The organism is Streptomyces sp. 8N706 (genome assembly GCF_052245415.1).
In the GTDB taxonomy this organism is placed as follows: domain Bacteria; phylum Actinomycetota; class Actinomycetes; order Streptomycetales; family Streptomycetaceae; genus Streptomyces.
Map to the genome: position 1 here is coordinate 14113 of NZ_JBQQBW010000018.1, position 19811 is coordinate 33923.

The 19811-nt window shown below is 67.9% G+C and carries 13 protein-coding genes and 1 pseudogene; 4 read left to right on the top strand and 10 right to left on the bottom strand.

What is annotated here, in order from left to right:
- Positions 1 to 201: 201 nt before the first annotated feature.
- The 7 genes from ACTWQE_RS09795 to ngcE all read right to left on the bottom strand — a co-directional run bounded on the left by ACTWQE_RS09795 (position 202) and on the right by ngcE (position 8517).
- Entirely contained in the window at positions 202 to 1491 is a 1290-nt protein-coding gene (locus ACTWQE_RS09795) for a sugar ABC transporter permease (RefSeq protein WP_443328462.1), read from the bottom strand.
- Positions 1488 to 2276 carry an ATP-binding cassette domain-containing protein gene (locus ACTWQE_RS09800; protein WP_443328463.1) on the bottom strand — a complete coding sequence of 263 codons (789 nt, stop codon included), beginning with the start codon at positions 2274 to 2276 and terminating at the stop codon, positions 1488 to 1490. The genes ACTWQE_RS09795 and ACTWQE_RS09800 overlap by 4 nt, the downstream gene beginning before the upstream one ends.
- Before the next feature lie 247 nt (positions 2277 to 2523).
- Positions 2524 to 3609 carry a sugar ABC transporter substrate-binding protein gene (locus ACTWQE_RS09805; protein ID WP_443328464.1) on the bottom strand — a complete coding sequence of 362 codons (1086 nt, stop codon included), beginning with the start codon at positions 3607 to 3609 and terminating at the stop codon, positions 2524 to 2526.
- 121 nt (positions 3610 to 3730) lie between these two features.
- Positions 3731 to 4930 carry an ROK family transcriptional regulator gene (locus ACTWQE_RS09810; protein ID WP_443328521.1) on the bottom strand — a complete coding sequence of 400 codons (1200 nt, stop codon included), beginning with the start codon at positions 4928 to 4930 and terminating at the stop codon, positions 3731 to 3733.
- A 258-nt stretch (positions 4931 to 5188) separates the two neighbouring features.
- Entirely contained in the window at positions 5189 to 6115 is a 927-nt protein-coding gene (locus ACTWQE_RS09815) for a carbohydrate ABC transporter permease (RefSeq protein ID WP_443328465.1), read from the bottom strand.
- The gene (locus ACTWQE_RS09820) at positions 6115 to 7038 is read right to left on the bottom strand and encodes a carbohydrate ABC transporter permease (protein ID WP_443328466.1); all 924 of its coding nucleotides are present in this window, start codon (positions 7036 to 7038) and stop codon (positions 6115 to 6117) included. The genes ACTWQE_RS09815 and ACTWQE_RS09820 overlap by 1 nt, the downstream gene beginning before the upstream one ends.
- 48 nt (positions 7039 to 7086) lie before the next feature.
- A complete protein-coding gene (gene ngcE, locus ACTWQE_RS09825; RefSeq protein ID WP_443328467.1) occupies positions 7087 to 8517 on the bottom strand; it encodes an N-acetylglucosamine/diacetylchitobiose ABC transporter substrate-binding protein in 1431 nt (476 codons plus the stop codon).
- Positions 8518 to 8964: 447 nt separating this feature from the next.
- Here ngcE and ACTWQE_RS09830 point away from each other — a divergent pair, with 447 nt between their 5' ends.
- Positions 8965 to 12801 (top strand): GH92 family glycosyl hydrolase, encoded by a 3837-nt coding sequence (locus tag ACTWQE_RS09830; RefSeq protein WP_443328468.1) that lies wholly within the window; start codon positions 8965 to 8967, stop codon positions 12799 to 12801.
- 112 nt (positions 12802 to 12913) lie between these two features.
- On the opposite strand, the gene ACTWQE_RS09835 is transcribed toward ACTWQE_RS09830, so the two are convergent.
- Together ACTWQE_RS09835 and ACTWQE_RS09840 are read right to left on the bottom strand one after the other, a co-directional pair.
- The gene (locus ACTWQE_RS09835) at positions 12914 to 13780 is read right to left on the bottom strand and encodes an AraC family transcriptional regulator (RefSeq protein ID WP_443328469.1); all 867 of its coding nucleotides are present in this window, start codon (positions 13778 to 13780) and stop codon (positions 12914 to 12916) included.
- 124 nt (positions 13781 to 13904) lie between these two features.
- A pseudogene (locus tag ACTWQE_RS09840) lies at positions 13905 to 14364 on the bottom strand (ATP-binding protein).
- 145 nt (positions 14365 to 14509) lie between these two features.
- Between ACTWQE_RS09840 and ACTWQE_RS09845 the strand changes: the two are divergent.
- Both ACTWQE_RS09845 and ACTWQE_RS09850 read left to right on the top strand, forming a co-directional pair.
- A complete protein-coding gene (locus ACTWQE_RS09845; protein WP_443328522.1) occupies positions 14510 to 15364 on the top strand; it encodes a helix-turn-helix domain-containing protein in 855 nt (284 codons plus the stop codon).
- Positions 15361 to 15579 (top strand): DUF397 domain-containing protein, encoded by a 219-nt coding sequence (locus ACTWQE_RS09850; RefSeq protein ID WP_443328470.1) that lies wholly within the window; start codon positions 15361 to 15363, stop codon positions 15577 to 15579. The genes ACTWQE_RS09845 and ACTWQE_RS09850 overlap by 4 nt, the downstream gene beginning before the upstream one ends.
- A gap of 99 nt (positions 15580 to 15678) precedes the next feature.
- Here ACTWQE_RS09850 and acnA read toward each other — a convergent pair whose 3' ends face one another.
- Positions 15679 to 18399 carry an aconitate hydratase AcnA gene (gene acnA / locus ACTWQE_RS09855; protein WP_443328471.1) on the bottom strand — a complete coding sequence of 907 codons (2721 nt, stop codon included), beginning with the start codon at positions 18397 to 18399 and terminating at the stop codon, positions 15679 to 15681.
- Between the two features lie 582 nt (positions 18400 to 18981).
- On the opposite strand from acnA, the gene ACTWQE_RS09860 reads away from it, so the two are divergent.
- Positions 18982 to 19578 carry a dihydrofolate reductase family protein gene (locus ACTWQE_RS09860; protein ID WP_443328472.1) on the top strand — a complete coding sequence of 199 codons (597 nt, stop codon included), beginning with the start codon at positions 18982 to 18984 and terminating at the stop codon, positions 19576 to 19578.
- The last annotated feature ends 233 nt before the right edge of the window (positions 19579 to 19811 follow it).

Sequence of the window (19811 nt, forward strand, 5' to 3'; positions counted from 1 at the left end):
ACGTGCCGGTCCGACGAGTCTAATGTTCCGCCCAGGAGGGCGTGGAGCGGGCCGTCGCGATCTACGTCACGCGAATGGCCCATTCCGTGACGACCGCGGTGACGATCGTGATGACCGCCCGCCCCGGCCGCCGTACCGACCGACGCACCTGTGCCCGGCACCGACTCTCGGTGCCGGGCACTTCAGGGACGGGCTGGGCCGTCAGGTGCGGCCCGCCGACTTCTGGGTCCTGCGCGAGACCGAGTCGATCACCACGGCGGCCAGCAGCACCGCACCGGTGATCATGAACTGGATCTCACTGGCCATACCGAGCAGGTTCAGGCCCTGCTGGATCGACTGGATGACCAGCATGCCCAGCAGTGCCGACCAGATCTTGCCGCGTCCGCCGAAGAGGCTGGTGCCACCGATGACGGCCGCGGCGATGACGTTCATCAGGACATTTCCGGCACCGAGCGACTTGGTCGCACCGCCGGACTGGCTGGCGATGAACAGGCCGCCGACCACCGCGAGCGTGCCCGCGATCGCGAAGACGGAGATCCGGACCTTCTCCACGCTGATACCGGCGCGGCGTGCGGCCTCGGTGCTGCCGCCGACGGCGAAGATCTGCCGGCCGTAGGAGGTACGGCGGACGATGAAGTCGGTGCCGACCAGTACCGCCAGGAAGATCACCAGGGCGAGCGGCAGTCCCCGCGACTGGTTGAGCTCGTAGGCCGCCGCGAAGACGACCACGGCGAGGACGACGGTCCGCAGGAGGATCTCGCTGAACGGGCGGGCGGGCAGATCGGCGGCGCGCCGGCGTCCGCTGTCCAGCAGCATCGACAGGAGGTAGCCGAGCACGGTGACGAGGGCCAGACCGTAGGCCGCGGCGATGTCCTCGAAGTAGTAGTTGGTGAGGTTCTCCACGATGCTGCCACTGGGCGTGTTGATGCTGCCCTCGTTGCCCATCAGCCAGATCTGCAGACCGCTCCAGCCGAGGAACCCGGCGAGCGTGACCACGAAGGCGGGCACACCGATCTTGGCGAAGAAGAATCCGTGGAATGCCCCGATCGCGGCGCCCGCGAGGATGGCGAGCAGCACCGCGAGTTCGTCGCTCATCCCGTGGGAGACGCTGAGCACCGCCCAGATGGCGGCACCGACACCGGCCACCGAGCCGACGGACAGGTCGATCTCGCCCAGCAGCAGGACGAAGACGATGCCGACGGCCATGATGCCCTGGCCGGCGATGTAGATGCTGATGTTGCTGAGGCTGTCGGCCGACAGGAAGCTCGCGTCGAGGGACTGGAAGATGACCCCGATGACGATCAGGCCGAGGACGACGGGGATCGAGCCGAGCTCGCCGCCGCGCACCTTCCGCTTGAACTCGGTCACATAGCCCTTGAGGCCCTGTTCGCGGACGAGCAGCCGCGGGTCGACCGCGGGGACGGGGGCCGCGCTGTCGTCGACGACCTGCGTGGTCGTGCTCCGGCCGCGGTCCTTCAGGGTGTCACTCATTTCGCCGCCTCCGCGGTCCGCGCCTGACGACGGGTCACGGCGTTGTCCGTGGCGCCGGTGATCGCCGCGATGATCTCTTCATGGGAGGTGTCCCTGACGGAGAAGACACCGTTGTTGCGCCCCAGGCGCAGGACCGCGACCCGGTCCGCGACGGCCTTCACATCGGCCATGTTGTGGCTGATGAGGATGACGCCGAGACCGCGCTCACGGAGCCGTTCCACCAGGTCGAGGACCTGCGCGGTCTGCTCGACGCCGAGGGCGGCCGTGGGCTCGTCGAGGATGACGACCTGCGGGTTTCCGATCAGGGCGCGGGCGATCGCGACGACCTGGCGCTGACCGCCGGAGAGGGACGCGATCGGAATACGCACGCTGGGGATGCGGATGGACAGCGTGTTGAGAAGCTCCTTGGCGCGCTTCTCCATCCCCACCTCGTCGATGACGCCGACGCGGCGCAGCTCACGGCCGAGGAAGAGGTTGGCGACGACATCGAGGTTGTCGCACAGGGCCAGGTCCTGGTACACGGTGGCGACGCCCAGGTCCTGGGCGTCGTGCGGCCGGTCGATACGGACCGGCCGGCCCTGCCACTCGATGACGCCCTCGTCGATCGGGTGCACACCCGCGATCGTCTTGACGAGGGTGGACTTCCCGGCGCCGTTGTCGCCGACGAGGGCGACCACCTCACCGGGGTGGATCTCCAGATGGACGTCGGTGAGCGCCTGGACGGCGCCGAACCGCTTGGAGACCCCGCGCAACGCCAGCACGGGCGTAGCGGACACGTGAATCATCTCCTTCGCCGCCGGACCGGCGGGGGGTGCCGCGCAGTTGAGGATCGCGCGGTGGACAGTGCGAGACAAGAGGAACCGCGGGGATTGTCCGGCACCCGCCCCGCCGGCAGGGCGGAGGCGGGGCGGGTGCCGGGACAGGCTTCCGGCGTACGGTCGGGTGGCCGTACGCCTGTCGGCCCTATGGCGTGTCAGCCCAACGGGCTGATGCCATGGACGAAGGGCAGCCGGTGAACTGACGGCCTTTCGGCTACTTGATGCCGGCGTCCTTGCAGGCCTTCGCGAAGTCGGCCGTGCAGATCTTGTCGGCGGTGTAGACCTTGTCCTTGATGATCGTGTCCTGGATGTTGTCCTTGGTCACGATCGTGGCGTCGTAGAGCTTGGTGGGGATGCCCTTCTTGCTCTTGCTGTCGATCTTCTCCGGGGCGATCGAGTCGATCTTCTCGCCCTTGAGGAGCTTCACCGCGATCTCGGCGGTGGTCTCGGCCTCCGGCTTGATGCCCTTGTAGATGGTGAAGGTCTGGGAGCCCGAGAGGATCCGCTGCAGACCGGCGAGCTCGGAGTCCTGGCCGCCGACGGGGATGTCCTTGATGCCGGCCTGCTTCAGCGCCGTGGTGATACCGCCGGCCATGCCGTCGTTGGCGGAGTAGACGGCGTCGAAGCCGTTCTTGCCGAGGGAGGTGATGGCGGCGGACATCTTCTTGTTGGCCTCGTCGGGCGACCAGTCCGGGATGTCCTGCTCGTAGACGACCTTCTTGACCTTGTCGTCCAGGACCTTGTGCGCACCGGACTTGAAGAGACCGGCGTTGGGGTCGGTCGGCGAGCCGTTGATCATCACGACCCGGCTGTCGGCGGCCTTGTCGCCGAGCGCGTTGACCACGCCCTCGCCCTGGAGCTGGCCGATCTTCTCGTTGTCGTAACTGACGTAGGCGGAGATGTCGCCCTCGGCGAGCCGGTCGTAGGCGACGACCTTGACGTCCTTCTTGGCGGCCGCGTCGACCCAGGACTTGGTGGCGGTGGCGTCGACCGGGTCCAGGATGATGACCTTCACGCCCTTGGTGATCAGGGCGTCGAACTGCTTCTTCTGGGTCTCGGTGTCCTGGTTCGCATTGTTGTAGGCGACATCGCACTCCTTGCAGAGTGATGCGATCTTCGCTTCCATCAGCGGCCGGTCGAAGGTCTCGTACCGGGTCGTCTTGTTCTCCGGCAGCAGCAGACCGATGGTCTGGTTTCCGCTGTCACCGCTGTCGCTGCCGGCCTTGCCGCAGGCGGCCATGGACAGCGCCATGGAGACAACGGCCGAACCGATCACAACGCGACGCATCGTGGCGTTCATCTGTGGAACCTCCCTGACGAGGCCGCGTCCTTGCGGCCGAGGTGGCTGGCAGTCAACTCGGCCGCAAGCTGAGCGTCAAGAAGTAAATCCTTAACGAGATGGCAACGGTGCCATTCGTTATCTAAGTGAAGGCAGGCGCCGCAGGGGACATCGACCCGTCCAAAAGGGTCGAATCACCCATTTCATTCAGTACGAGCGCCAGCGCGCCGAGCACTTCCGCGCGGCCCCCGAGGGCCCCCGGTACAACGGTCAACTGCCGGGCGGCGCTGGGGATCGCATAGCGCGCGACCGAGTCCCGGATGGGCGCCAGCACCAGCTCGCCCGCCTCCGCGAGATCCCCGCCGAGGACCACCCGGCTCGGGTTCAAAAGGTTGCACAGATTCGCCACGCCGCTACCGATGTGGCGGCCCACGTCGCCGACGACCCGGCGACAGCCCGGGTCGCCCTCACGGGCGAGCTGGACCATGCGCTCCACCGTCAGATCGGGGCCGTGGCTGGAGTGCAGCAGACCGAGGACGTAGCGGGCGGCGGTGAAGGTCTCCAGGCAGCCCCGGTTGCCGCAGCGGCACACCGGCCCGGCCTCGTCGAGCGTGATGTGCCCGATCTCTCCGGCCGTGCCGCCGGGGCCGCGGTAGATCTGCCCATTGATCACCAGACCCGCGCCCACGCCGCTGGCAATCTTGATGTACGCCAGGTCCCTGACGCCGCGGCCGCTGCCCCAGACCAGCTCGCCCAGGGCTCCGAGGTTGGCGTCGTTGTCCACGTGCACCGGCACGCCGAGACGGCCCGACAGCTCCTCGCGCGGATTGGTCCCCGTCCACCCGGGGAGGATCGCGGTCGACCCGAGGGCACCGGTCTCCACATCGATCGGGCCGGGCACGCCCAGCCCCACCCCGATGACTTTCTCCGGACCGATGCCGCTGGTCGCGATCAGCCGGTTGACCAGCACTTCCGCCCGGTCGAAGCCCTGGGCGGCCGAGGCGTCGACATCCAGTGGCTCCGCTTCCTCGGCGAGCACCTGGTGGGCCAGGTTCCCGATCGCGACCCGGAGGTGGGTGTGGCCGAAATCCACGCCGACGACAATCCCGGCGTCGGCGCTCAGCGAGACGCTGCGCGCCCGCCGCCCGCCCGCCGAAGTGGGCGTGACCTGCACCGTTCCGCCGTCCTTGAGCTCCCGGACGATATTGGAGACCGTGGCGGCCGACAGCCCGGTGGTCCGGGCGATCTCCGCCTGGGTGAGCGAGCCGGCCAGCCGCACCGCGCGGACGACCCGCTCGAGATTGGCCCGGTGCAGCGACGACTGCGATCCCGGAGTCTCCACCACGCTCTGATCACTCCCAGCTGGGGCAGGACGGAGCCGCGCCTATGAGACCCCGTCTATACAACCTGTGAACTCTAAGCAGAGCCCCAGAGGTTGTTTCCCGTCAAGGCCTTGAGCGGGTCCGCCAACACATGAGCGCGATCACACAAGGGCGCATACTGCCCACTCGGGCGGCCTGCTGCCCCCTGTACGGGCCAGGGTGCCGCCAGCCGGAGCGTACGGGCAAGGGCCGCCCGGCCCGTCACGATTCCGCCGCGGCTACTTCAGCGCACCGGCGGTCAGACCCGCCACCACCTGGCGCTGGAAGACGATGTACGCGGCCAGGACCGGCAGCATCGCCATCACCAGCCCGGCGAAGAGTCCGGACCAGTCCCCCTTGTAGCCCTGGCTGACCGCCAGCTGCACCAGCCCCTGGGAGAGGACCTTCCGGTCCGGGTCCGTGTTGAGCACGGTCGGCAGCATGTACTGGTTCCACTGCCCGAGGAAATTGAAGATGCCGACACTGATCAGCCCCGGCTTGGCCATCGGCAGCATGACCTGGAAGAACGTCCGGGAGTGCGAGGCGCCGTCCATGAGAGCGGCCTCGGCCACCGAGCTCGGCAGCGTACGGAAGAAAGCCGTGAGGAAGAAGACGGTGAACGGCAGCGAGTACGCGATGTAGACCAGGATCAGGCCGTGGACCGTGTTCAGCATGCCGATATTGCTCATGACATAGAACAGCGGAACGAGCGCCAGGATGATCGGAAAGCTCATTCCCCCGATGAAGAGGAAGTAGAGGAACCGGTTCCCGGGGAATGCGAAGCGCGCCAGCACGTAGGCGGCCATGGAGCCGAACAGCATCGTGCCGGTCAGCGAACCGCCCACCACCAAAAGGGTGTTGAGGAAGTAGTCGCTCATGTTCGCCTGGGTCCACGCACGCGACCAGTTGTCGAGGTGCAGGGTGCCCGGGAGCGCCCAGGGCGAGGAGAAGATGTCCCTGTCGGTCTTGAAGGAGGTCATCACCGCCCACACCAGCGGCAGGACGACCATGACGGCCCACAGGACGAGCATCCCGTGCGAGAAGGCGTTGAGGACCCTGCCCTCGGCCGACCTGCCCGGCCGTCCGGCCGGGGCCCCCGCCTTCTCCACGGTGCGGTGCCCGTCGCCACCGGCGAGGCCGGCCGGAGGAGAGTCCGTCGTCTTCATCAGTACTCCAGCCGCTCTCGCCGGCCCAGCCGCATCACGACGGCGGCGAAGGCCAGCGTGAGGACGAGCAGGGCGACACCGATGGTGGTCGCGTAGGCGGCCTGCCCGTCACGGAAGGCCCGCTGGTAGACGTACAGGGGCAGGATCGTGGTCGAGTAGTCGGGCCCGCCCGGGCCCACGGTCATGATCTGTACGACCGCGAAGGACTCCGCGCCCAGCGCCAGGATCCCCATGTAGACCCAGCCCGACTGCACGGTGTCCCACAGGAGCGGCAGGGTGATCCTGAAGAACGTGGTGATACGGTCCGCGCCGTCCAGCAGCGCCGCCTCGTAGAAATCCTTGGGGATGGACGACATCCCCGCGGAGAAGAGCACCACGAAGAAGCCGACCGTGCTCCAGACCAGGACCGCCATCACGCACCAGAGGGCGAGGCCCGGGTCGCCCAGCCAGTTCGGCTGGACGCCGTCCAGCCCGACGGCCTGAAGCGCCGAGTTGATCGCACCGCTGTTCGGGTTGTAGGCGAACTGGAAGAGCAGGGCCACGATCGCGATCGACAACACCTGCGGAAAGAAGTACACGATCTTGTAGAAGGACGAGCCCCGCACGCCGGCGATGGCGGCGCCCTTGCCGCGCCGCCCGCCGACATTGATCATGAAGGAGAAGAACAGCGCAAGGGCGAGTGTCACCAGCGGCAGCAGCACGGCGAAGAGCAGACTGTGCTCCAACGACTTCCAGAAGACCTCGTCGTCCCACAGCCGGGTGAAGTTGTCGAAGCCGACCATCGCGAATTCCGGGCTCAGCCCCGTCCAGTCCGTGAACGCGTAGAAGATGGACTGGACGAACGGCCAGATGACGAAGAGCGTGTAGATCGTCAGCGGAGCCACCAGGAACCCCGCGATGAACCGGTACCTACCGTGCCGCATGGTCACGTACCCCGATCTTCCCGCGGATGGGCCACTGGGGACACACGCTCACTGGTGCTTGTAGTGCTTGATGGAGCTGTCCTTGGCCGCGGCGTCGGCGAAGCCCTGGATCTTCTTGACGGCCTCCGCCGGGGTGAGCCGGCCGGCCATCATCTCGCCGAGCCCGGCGACGCCGATCTTCTCCTTCTCCAGCGCCACGTACCAGTCCTGGATCCGCGGGTTCACCACGTTGTCACCGGCCTTCTCCAGAGCCGCTATGGCCGAGGTCAGACCCGGGGGCAGGGTCAGTCCGTCGGTGCCGCCGTTGAAGGAGGTCAGCGAGGAGACCTGCTGGGTGAAGTTCTTCGACGAGGCCTCGCCGAGCATGATGCGCAGCTGCTCCATGCCGCCGTCGGGGTTCTTGGCCTTGGCCGGGACGATGAAGGGCTCACCACCGGAGGCCCAGATCGTGCCGAACGGCATCTTGTCGGAGCTGTCCAGTCCCGACGGGGCGGCCACCCGCATCTCGAAGTCCTTCGGTGTGGTCTTCGACGCCTCGTTCTCGACCCAGGAGCCATTGGGCAGGAACAGCGCCTTGCCCTCGTTCCAGGCTGTCTGCGACTGGATGTGGTCCAGCCCCGGGGTGCCCCGGAGCACATAACCCTTCTGGTAGAGCTCGTAGTAGGCCTCGAAGGCGGCCTTGACCGCGGGGTGCTTCCAGGCGCCCGGCTCGAGGTTGTCGATCGCGTCGAGGACCTCGCGGCCACCGATCTTGGCGATGAACGGGTAGAGCGAGAAGGGAAGGTAGTACGGGTACTTGCCGGCGTACGTCCAGCCCGCGATCCCCTTCTTCTTCGCCTTGGCGCAGACGGCGAGCATGGCGTCCCACGTCTCGGGGTATTCGGCGTCGAGCTTGTCGAGCGCCGTCCGGGAGTACCACACGCCGTAGACGGTGTACGCGTAGTAGAGGATCCAGACCGGCTTGCCGTCGAACTGGCCCATCTCCACCACACCGGGCCGCAGGGTGTCGCGCACCTTCTTGGCCGGATCGTCGAGGGACGGCGCGTCCAGCAGCGGAGTGAGGTCGGTCAACTGGTTCTTGCCGACGAGCACACCCATGTCCATCTGCTCGGCACCCGAGTTGTCGATGAGGTCCGGCGGGGTGCCGCCGTTGAAGCGCGGCTGCAGCACCGACTGGATCTTCTGCGTGGCGGCGTGCTCGACCTTCGCCCGGGGAAACGCCTTGCGGTAGAGGTCCTCGGCGTCCTTGGCGTACTCCTCGCCGAAGCCGCCGTCGAAGATGACGACCTCCAGGGCCGCGCTCTCATTGACGCCGAGCGGGTTGTCCTTGCTCTTCCTGCCCTTGGCGACCTTGTTGTCGCTGCCGCTGTCGCCGCTGGCGCACGCCGAGAGCGCGCCCATCGACGGCACCGCGATCAGCCCGAGGGCCGCGGCTCTCCTGATCAGGTCACGCCGCCCGTAGTCAGAGGTGGATCCCATGCTCAAGTCCTCGCCTTCTCCAGGACGGCGGTGTACGGGAGCCTCCCCGGCACCGCGGTCATCGAAGCTCGGGTCGTGCAGGGTGTGCGCCGGAATGGTGGGGGTGCCGCGGTTGACCGGCGCCCCTCGCGCCGCCGCACCTCGCCCCCGTCCGCGGCCGCCTCGTACGGCCCCTCGGACGCCGACAGGTATAGTCCACTCGCCACCGACTGAGCAAGATCGAATACAGGTTTGGACGGCAGTCTTTCCCGAGTTGAGACCTCGGGGAAATGCCGGCGCCGGGCGCCGGGACCAAACGGGTGCCATCCCTGCACTCCCGGCCTCCCTCTCCGATGGCCCGTCAGAGTGGAAACGCCAACTCCCTTGACACCATTGGCCCCATCAACCATTACTTATCTCTGCGCGACGAGTTTGACAACGTTGTCAAGATCGTTCGAGGGGCTGGATATGGAGCGCAGACGACGGCGAGGTCACGGACGTACGGCCGCCCTGGTGGCGGCCGTCGTCATGCTCACCTCGACGGTCCAGGGGGCGGCGATGGCGCTGCCCCGTCAACCCGTACGGGCCGTCCAGGAGTTCGCCTCCTCTTTCGAGAAGGGCGACCCACAGCCGACCTGGAGCAATGCCGTGGAGACCGGCCCGGACGGGAGGAAGAAGGCCTCCGGTGTCGACGGCGGCTATTCCTCCGGTATCCCCGGCAATGTGACGGACAAGGTCACCGAGGTACGGGCGAGCGCCGAGAACACCGGCGGCGGGGAGATCAAGGAGAATCTCGTCGACGGCGAAACCGGCACCAAATGGCTGGTCTTCGAGAAGACCGCCTGGCTGGAGTTCGATCTCGACGAACCGGTCGCGGTGGTCCGGTACGCCCTGACCTCGGCCCATGACGCCCCCGGCCGTGACCCGCGGGACTGGACCCTCCTGGGCTCCCGCAACGGCGAGGACTGGGCCAGCCTGGACTCCCGCACGTCCGAGTCCTTCGAGGACCGCCTGCAGACACGGGAGTTCGCCTCGGGGAACTCCACGGCGTACCGGCACTACCGGCTGGAGATCACCCGCAATGCCGGCGAGGAGTTCACCCAGCTCGCCGAGGTGCAGTTCTCGAACGGGGACACCAGCACGCCCCCCGCCTCGGACATGCGGACCTATCCCGACCGCGGCCCGGCGGGCTCGCCCACCGCCAAGGCGAACGCGGGCTTCACCGGGACCCGTGCCCTGCGCTACGCGGGCGTCCATCAGCCGGACGGCCACGCCTACTCGTACAACAAGGTCTTCGACGTGGACGCGGCCGTCACCGCGGCGACCCGGCTCTCCTACCGAGTCCATCCCTCGCTGTCGGAGAACGACCTCAGCTATCCGGCCACCCATGTCGCGCTCGACCTCGCCTTCACCGACGGCACGTATCTGAGTGAGCTGGGGGCGGTCGACCAGCACGGTGCCCGGCTCACCCCGCAGGGCCAGGCCGCCTCGAAGACGCTGTACGTCAACCAGTGGAACCACAAGGAGTCCTCGATCGGCCGGGTCGCGGCAGGAAAGACGATCGACCGGATCCTGGTCGCGTACGACTCCCCCGAGGGCCCGGCGAAGTTCCGGGGCTGGGTGGACGACATCGCCATCGCGCCCGAGCCCCCTGTGCAGCCTCCGGCCCATCTCTCCGACTACGCGGTGACCACCCGGGGCACCAACTCCAGCGGCAACTTCTCCCGTGGCAACAACTTCCCGGCCACCGCGGTTCCCAACGGCTTCAACTTCTGGACGCCGGTCACCAACGCCGGTTCCTCCAGCTGGCTCTACGAGTACGCCCGCGCCAACAACGCCGACAATCTGCCCACGGTCCAGGCCTTCAGCGCCAGCCATGAGCCCAGCCCCTGGATGGGCGACCGGCAGACCTTCCAGGTGATGCCGTCCGCGGCCACGGGCACCCCCGACGCCTCGCGCAAGGCCCGCGCCCTCCCTTTCCACCATGAGAACGAGACCGCCCGCCCCCACTACTACGGCGTCACGTTCGACAACGGGCTGAAGGCCGAGATCGCGCCGAGCGACCACGCGGCGCTGATGCGCTTCACCTTTCCGCGTGATGACGCGAGCGTGATGTTCGACAACGTCAACAACCAGGGCGGGCTCGCGCTCGACCCGGAGAGCGGCGTGGTCACCGGCTATTCCGATGTCAAGAGCGGGCTGTCCACCGGGGCCACCCGGCTCTTCGTGTACGGCGTCTTCGACGCGCCGGTCAGCGACAGCGGCCGGCTCACCGGCGGCGGGGGCAAGGACGTCGGCGGCTTCTTCCGGTTCCGGCCCGGCGCGGACCGCACGGTCACTCTGCGGATCGCCACCTCCCTGATCGGCGTCGACCAGGCCAGGGCCAATCTCGCCCAGGAGATCCCGGCGGCGGCGTCACTCGCCTCGGTCAGGGCCCGTGCGCAGGCCGCCTGGGACGACATCCTCGGTCGCATCGAGGTCGAGGGCGCCACCCGGGACCAGCTCACCACCCTCTATTCGAACCTCTACCGGCTGTATCTCTATCCGAACTCGGGATTCGAGAACACCGGGACGACGGGGAGGCCCAAGCACCGTTACGCCAGCCCGTTCTCCCCGCCGACGGGCGAGAACACCCCGACCCGTACCGGCGCGAAGATCGTGGACGGCGAGGTCCATGTCAACAACGGCTTCTGGGACACCTACCGGACGACCTGGCCCGCGTACTCCCTGTTCACCCCGGAACGCGCGGGACGCATGGTCGACGGCTTCGTCCAGCAGTACAAGGACGGGGGCTGGATCTCCCGCTGGTCCTCCCCCGGCTATGCCGACCTGATGACGGGCACCAGCTCGGATGTGGCCTTCGCCGACGCCTACCTCAAGGGCGTCGACTTCGACACCGAGGCCGCGTACGAGGCCGCGCTGAAGAACGCCACCGTCACCCCGCCCTTCCCCGGCGTCGGCCGCAAGGGCATGGAGACCTCCGTCTTCCAGGGCTACACCTCCACCGCGACCAGGGAAGGGATGTCCTGGGCGCTGGAGGGATACCTCAACGACTTCGGCCTCGCCACCATGGGCAAGGCCCTCTACGAGAAAACCAAGAAGGCCCGCTACAGAACGGAGTCGGCGTACTTCCTCAACCGCGCCCAGAACTACGTCAAGCACTTCGACCCGTCGATCGGGTTCTTCCAGGGCAAGGACCCCGGGGGCGACTGGCGGCTCCCGGCCTCGTCCTACGACCCACGGGTCTGGGGACACGACTACACCGAGACGAACGGCTGGAACTTCGCCTTCACCGCCCCCCAGGACACCCAGGGCCTCGCCAACCTCTACGGCGGGAGGGGTGCCTTCGCCAAGAAGCTCGACGCCTTCTTCTCCACCCCGGAGACGGCCGAACCCGAGTTCGCGGGCTCGTACGGCGGTGTGATCCATGAGATGACCGAGGCCAGGGACGTCCGGATGGGCATGTACGGGCACAGCAACCAGGTGTCGCACCACATCCCATACATGTACGACACGGCCGGCCGGCCCTGGAAGACCCAGGAAAAGGTGCGCGAGGTGCTCTCCCGGCTCTATCTCGGCAGCGAGATCGGCCAGGGCTACCCGGGCGACGAGGACAACGGCGAGATGTCCGCGTGGTACGTCTTCAGCGCCCTCGGCTTCTATCCGCTGGTGATGGGAAGCCCGGAGTACGCCATCGGCTCACCGCTCTTCCGGAAGGCCACGCTGCATCTGCCCGGCGGCCGTGACCTGGTCGTCAAGGCACCGGAGAACAGCGCGCGGAACATCTACGTCCAGGGGCTGACGGTGAACGGCAAGAAGTGGACCTCCACCGCCCTCCCGCACTCCGCCCTCGCCAAGGGCGGCACGCTGGAGTTCGCGATGGGCCCGAAGCCGTCCTCCTGGGGCACGGGGAAGAACGCCGGTCCGACGTCCATCACCCAGGGCGACAAGCCGCCGGTGCCGATGGACGACGCGGCGACGGCCGACGGCTCCGCGCTGTTCGACAACACCTCCAGCACGGCGGACTCCTTCACCTCGACGGACGTGGAGCTGCCGACGGCCTCCCCCGTGCCGTACTACACCCTCACCTCGTCGGAGAAGGACCGGGCCCCGGCGGGCTGGATCCTGCAGGGCTCGCGGGACGGTGAGACGTGGACGGTCCTGGACCGGCGGACCGACGAGTCGTTCACCTGGGACCGGCAGACGCGGGTCTTCGCCGTCGACCGCCCCGGCACCTACCGCCACTACCGTCTCGAAGCGGTGGGCGGCCGGGCGACACTGGCGGAGGTCGAACTGCTCGCCTGACCGGGCTCGCTTCCTGCGGTGGGCCGCTCCCAGGACATGACGTCCCAGGCGCGGCCCACGCGTACGGCGAACGGCGTACGCGTGGCCCACGACCACGCCGTACGGCTACCACTCAGGCCGTGGTCCGCTCCACAGGTATCCACAGCTCGGCGTCCGCCTGCGTCCCGTCCTGCGACGTTTGGACGCTCAGGATCTCCGGTCCCGGCCTGCTCTCATACGGGTTGGACGGGAACCACTGCGTGAACACGTCCCGCCACAGATGCTGGAGCGTCTGCGGGAACGGACCGGAACTCTCGAAGACCGCCCAGGTCCCCGCCGGGACGGCAAGGGCGTCGAGGTCCCCGGGCACCTCGGCGCGCGTCACCACGCCGTGGTAGTAGTCGAGTTCGGTCCCCTCCGCCCGGCTGGGATCGAGGTCGTCACTCACCGAGACGATCCCGTCCGGTTCCTGGTCGGACAGCGCCGAGATGCGCCGTATCGTCTCCCGGCCGATCCCCCGGATGAAGTCGGCGATCGCCGGGTTCACCCCCTCACAAACGAGAGGGACGCGGGCCTTCTTGCCGACCACACGGAACTCCCCCTTCTCCACGACCCTGTATCGCATACTGCTACTCCCTTCCACGATGAGGCGGAAGGACATCCGTGGCTGGGCGTGCAGAGCCGCACCGGTCCGCCTGGCCTCACCGGGCCCCACCCCGTGCACAGCGCGGAACGCACGCGCGAACGCCTCCCCCGAGCTGTAGCCGTAGCGGACCGCGACGTCCAGCAGGGTCCGCTCGCCGGAGAGCACCTCGGCACCGGCGACGGTGAGCCGCCTGCGCCGGATGTACTCCGACAACGGGATCCCCGCCAGCGCGGAGAACATCCGCCGGAAGTGGTACTCCGACGTCACCGCGATCCGCGCCAGCCCGGCCACGTCGATCTGCTGATCGAGATGCGTTTCGATGTGGTCCATCGCCTGGTTCAACCGCTCCAGCACTTGGACTCCTTCCCTTCGACCACCACGTTAGGAAGGGCCCATCCCACCGGACCCGACATCCTGTGCCCGGTCCGGTCGGGTGCGACGAGGCGCCGACCGGTGCATCTGTGTCAGTGCATCTGCGTCAGCGTAAGGCAAGTTCGCACCAGACGGTCTTGGTGAACGGGCCGTTGGCAATGGAGCCTCTGCGGTCGGCGAGCGCGTCCACGAGGACGAGCCCCCGGCCGGACTCCGCGTCGGGTGCGGGGGCCATGACCTCGGCGGGCTCTGGCGGTAGCCGGTCGGGGCTGGTGTCGGAGACCTCGACGCGGAGTACGGGGACGCCACCGTCGTCGGTGCTCAGTCAGAGCGAGCCGCAGGCGGAAGTCCCGGCCAGGGGTACGGCCGTGGGTGGCCGCGTTGGTGGCGAGTTCGCCGACGATCAGTGCGGCGTCGCGGGAGGCATCGCTGTCGTACGGCCAGCCCCACTCGGCGAGTTGCCGCGCGGCGAACCTCCGGGCGAGCCGTGCACCCCGCCGGGTGGAACTGAGCAGGACGGTGAAATGCCCTGCGGGGGCGAAGGTTTCGGACATCATGCGGGCCATCGTGGCCGGGTGAAGGCCTGGTGACGAGTTGCGCCACCGGTACGGAGCGTAACTGTCGGGTGATGCGGGCGATCTGTCCGGGCCGGTCCGCGTGACGCTGTCTGCGAGGACGGCGTTGTGCAAGAGGACCTCGGAGGTGGCGAAGATGACGAGTGCCGGACAGTCGGCGGGTAGCAGTGCGGAACTGCCGGAGGGGGACGAGGAGACGGCGGCTCTCCTCAAGTCCATCGGCAAACAGATCAAGTTGTGGCGAGAACGAGCTGGGAAGACCCAGGCCGAACTGGGCGATGCCATCGGGTACGGCGAGGACCTCGTGTCCTCGGTCGAGCGCGGACGCCGGGTACCGAAGCCACAGTTCCTGGAACTGGCGGACGAAGTGCTGGGTGCGGGCGGCATCCTGGCCGCCTTCATCGAGGACGTCACTCACGCGCGGTACCCGAAGAAGGTACGCGACCTCACCAAGGTCGAGGCCGAGGCGGTGGAGATCGGCGCGTACAGCAACCACAACATTCATGGGTTGTTGCAGACGGAAGAGTACGTCAGGGCGCTCTTCGGGATGCGCCGACCGCTGCTGACCGAGGATGTCATCGAACGGCAGGTGGCGGCTCGTGCAGAGCGACAGAAGATCTTCAGTCGGTCACCCGCACCCATTCTCAGCTTTGTCCAAGAAGAGGTGACGCTGCGGCGTCCCATCGGGGGCAAGATGGTTCTGCGACGCCAACTCGAACACTTGCTTGCGCTCGGGCAGTTGCGGAACGTGGAGATCCAGGTGATGCCGACCGATCGCGAAGACCATGCCGGTATGGGTGGACAGCTGGAATCCCTGAAGCTCAAGGACGGTCCGTCGCTGGCCCACACCGAGGTGCAGCACATCAGCCGACTGATCAGCGACCGGAAGGAAATCCAGGGGCTGGAAATGCGGTATGGGATCATCCGGGCTCAAGCTCTTACACCACGAGAGTCGCTTGCCTTCATCGAGAAACTGCGGGGAGAGACATGACGATCAAACCTTCGAGCTCGTCCGAGCTGACGTGGACCAAGAGCAGCCACAGCAGCAACGAAGGACCTGAATGCGTGGAGGTCGCCGCCATCCCTGACACCGTCCTCGTCCGCGACTCCAAGGACAAGACCGGCCCCCGCCTCACCTTCACGCCCCAAGCATGGGCTGCCTTCATCTCGTACGCGGCCGGGTTCGGCACCCGTAACACCCCCTGATCACGCCCCCCACGGGCATGGCCGAGGGCCGCACTCCCAAGCGGAGTGCGGCCCTCGGTCGTGAGCGCGTGAGCGTCCGAGCCTCGCGGCCCGTGGCGCTTACTTGCGGATCAGCGAGCGCAGCACGTACTGCATGATGCCGCCGTTGCGGTAGTAGTCCGCCTCACCGGGGGTGTCGATGCGGACGACCGCGTCGAACTCCACACCGGTGTCCGTGGTGACCTTGACCGTACGCGGGGTGGTGCCGTCGTTGAGCTCGGTCACGCCGGTGATGGAGAAGGTCTCCTCGCCGGTCAGGCCGAGGGACAGCGCCGACGCGCCCTCCGGGAACTGGAGCGGCAGCACGCCCATGCCGATGAGGTTCGAGCGGTGGATGCGCTCGTAGGACTCGGCGATGACGGCCTTGACGCCGAGGAGCGCGGTGCCCTTGGCGGCCCAGTCGCGGGACGAGCCGGAGCCGTACTCCTTGCCCGCCAGGACGACGAGCGGGATGTCCGCGGCCTGGTAGTTCTGCGAGGCGTCGTAGATGAACGACACCGGACCGCCGTCCTGGGTGAAGTCGCGGGTGTAGCCGCCTTCGGTGCCCGGCGCGATCTGGTTGCGCAGACGGATGTTGGCGAAGGTGCCGCGGATCATGACCTCGTGGTTGCCGCGGCGCGAGCCGTAGCTGTTGAAGTCACGACGCTCGACACCGTGCTCGGTGAGGTACTTGCCCGCCGGGGTGTCGGCCTTGATCGCACCGGCCGGGGAGATGTGGTCGGTGGTGACCGAGTCGCCGAGCTTGGCCAGGACGCGGGCGCCGGTGATGTCCCCGACCGGGCTGGTCTCCATCGTCATGCCCTCGAAGTACGGGGGCTTGCGGACGTAGGTGGACTGCGGGTCCCACTCGAAGGTGTTGCCGGTCGGGATCGGCAGCGCCTGCCACTGGGCGTCGCCCGCGAAGACGTCGGCGTAGCTCTGGCTGAACATCTCCTGGCCGATCGCGGAGGCGACGACCTCCTCGACCTCCTTCTCGGAGGGCCAGATGTCGGTCAGGTGGACGGGGTTGCCGTCCTTGTCGATGCCCAGGGCGTCCTTGGTGATGTCCACCTTCATGGACCCGGCGATGGCGTACGCGACGACCAGCGGCGGGGAGGCCAGGTAGTTCATCTTGACGTCGGGGTTGATCCGGCCCTCGAAGTTGCGGTTGCCGGAGAGGACCGCGGCGACCGCGAGGTCGGCCTCGTTGACGGCCTTGGAGACCTCGTCCGGCAGCGGGCCGGAGTTGCCGATGCAGGTGGTGCAGCCGTAGCCGACGAGGTTGAAGCCCAGCTTGTCGAGGTACGGGGTGAGCCCGGCGCGGTCGTAGTAGTCCATGACGACCTTGGAGCCGGGGGCCAGGGTGGTCTTGACCCACGGCTTGCGGGTAAGGCCCTTCTCGACCGCCTTCTTGGCCACCAGCGCCGCCGCCACCATGACGTACGGGTTGGAGGTGTTGGTGCAGGAGGTGATCGCGGCGACGGTGACGGCGCCGTGGTCGATCTCGTAGGTGGTGCCGTCGGGGGCGGTGACCGGCGTCGGCTTGGTCGGCACGCCGTTGGTGACGGCGGGGGCGTCGGAGGCCGGGAAGGACTCGACGCCCGCCTCGTCCAGGTCGGCGACGGGCACGTGGTTGCGGACGTCCTGGCCGAACTGCTCGGCCGCCTCGGCGAGGATGATCCGGTCCTGCGGCCGCTTGGGGCCGGCGATCGAGGGGACGACGGTGGACAGGTCCAGCTCGAGCTTCTCGGAGAAGTCCGGCTCGGCAGCCGGGTCCAGCCACAGGCCCTGCTCCTTGGCGTACGCCTCGACGAGCGCGAGCTGCTGCTCCGGGCGGCCGGTGAGCTTGAGGTAGTTGATGGTCTCCTGGTCGATCGGGAACATCGCCGCGGTGGAGCCGAACTCCGGCGACATGTTGCCGATGGTGGCGCGGTTGGCCAGCGGCACGGAGGTGACGCCCTCGCCGTAGAACTCGACGAACTTGCCGACGACGCCGTGCTTGCGCAGCATCTCGGTGATCGTGAGGACGAGGTCGGTGGCGGTGGTGCCGGTGGGCAGCTCACCGGTCAGCTTGAAGCCGACGACGCGCGGGATGAGCATCGAGACCGGCTGGCCGAGCATCGCGGCCTCGGCCTCGATGCCGCCGACGCCCCAGCCGAGGACGCCGAGGCCGTTGACCATGGTGGTGTGGGAGTCGGTGCCGACGAGGGTGTCGGGGTACGCCTGACCGTTCCGGACCATGACGGTACGGGCCAGGTGCTCGATGTTGACCTGGTGGACGATGCCGGTGCCGGGCGGAACGACCTTGAACTCGTCGAAGGCGGTCTGGCCCCAGCGCAGGAACTGGTAGCGCTCCTTGTTACGGCCGTACTCCAGCTCGACGTTCTGGACGAAGGCCTCCGGGGTGCCGAAGCGGTCGGCGATGACGGAGTGGTCGATGACCAGCTCGGCCGGGGCGAGCGGGTTGATCTTCGCCGGGTCGCCGCCGAGCTCCTTGACGGCCTCACGCATGGTGGCGAGGTCCACGACACAGGGCACACCGGTGAAGTCCTGCATGATCACGCGGGCAGGTGTGAACTGGATCTCCTGGCTGGGCTGGGCGCTCGCGTCCCAGTTGCCCACGGCCCGGATGTGGTCGGCGGTGATGTTCGCGCCGTCCTCGGTGCGGAGCAGATTCTCCAGCAGCACCTTCAGGCTGTAGGGCAGACGGGCGGAGCCCTCCACCTTGTCCAGCCGGAAGATCTCGTACGACTCGTCGCCCACGCTCAGCGTGGCGCGGGCGTCGAAGCTGTTCGCCGACACGACAGTCTCCTTCATCAATGTGCGCGTACCACCGCAATCCTGCCGGTGCAGCTTCTTGCCGATCCGCTGAGGTGAGGCTAAGTTAGGCAACCCTTACCAGAATCACCCTTGCCTGACCTTCGACGAATACCAACCGTGGTACGCCTCGGCAGATATCTCGATGTCGAGATAACTCTAGTACATCACCGCCGCCCGGTCATGCCCTGCCGACTCCTGTCCGCTGACATCGAGCACGGCGCACACCGGCGAACCCGGTCGTCCCCGCTTCCGTGACGGCGAACGCAGTCGTGGGAGCGGACACTTGGCGGTTCTGCGGGCGGCCATACCGGCCGGGGCGGATCCCACCGGACCGTACGTCGAGCGGATCCCACCGGGCCGTACATCGAGCCGTCGTACCCGGCGGACGCGGACACCCGCCGAGTCCGCCGCCGCTGCTCGACGCCGGCGGCTGGCAGCAGTCGGAGAGACGTACGACCATGTGCTCTACAGCACCACTGCCGGATCGAGTGGGCGCGATGATTTCGGGGCGGGGCGACAGTCTCCATCTCCGTATCCCCGAAGCGAAGAAGAGGAGCGAGTCCCGTGCGCATCGTGATCAGTGAGTTCATCAGCCTGGACGGCGTCGTGCAGGCGCCAGGCGGACCCAAGGAGGACACCGACGGTGGCTTCGCCCACGGCGGCTGGTCGCACCCGTTCTTCGATCCGGAGGTGATGGGCGGTGCCTTCGACGACGCGCTGGCCAAGGCCGACGCGCTGCTGTTCGGACGCCGCACCTGGCAGACGATGGCCGCGGCGTGGCCGGAGCGGGCCGGCGACCCGTTCGCCGACCGGATGAACGCCATCCCGAAGTACGTCGTCTCCACGACGCTGGGCGACTCCGAGCTGACGTGGGACAACACCACGCGCATCCCCGGCGACGAGGCCGTCGCCCGCATCCGGGAGCTGCACGGGCCCGACGGCGGCGACCTGTTGGTCATGGGGAGCCCCACGCTCGTGCGCACCCTCCTGCGCGAGGGCCTGGCCGACGAACTCCGGCTCATGATCGAGCCGGTGCTCCTCGGCGGCGGCAAGACGATCTTCCCCGACGACGGTGCGCTCCGCCCGCTCGAGCTGGTCTCGACCGTCACCAGCGGCACGGGCGTGAACGTGTGCACCTACCGGCCGGTCGCCGGGGGGTAGGCCGCCGGATACGTACTACGCCGGGAAGGGCCACGGAGTCCCGCGTCAGCCACGGTTTGCCCGCCTTGTCGACCACCCCGTGAGCAGCTGGGGGGACAACGCCCGGTAGCGCACAGCGCCGGCAGGTGACTCACGCCCCACGCCGTCCGCCCGGTCAAGAGCGGCGGTCGCGGCCGTCCACGTACCCGCGCCGCCGCGCCGGTCCGGCACGACCTGCGTTCACCCGTACGGCC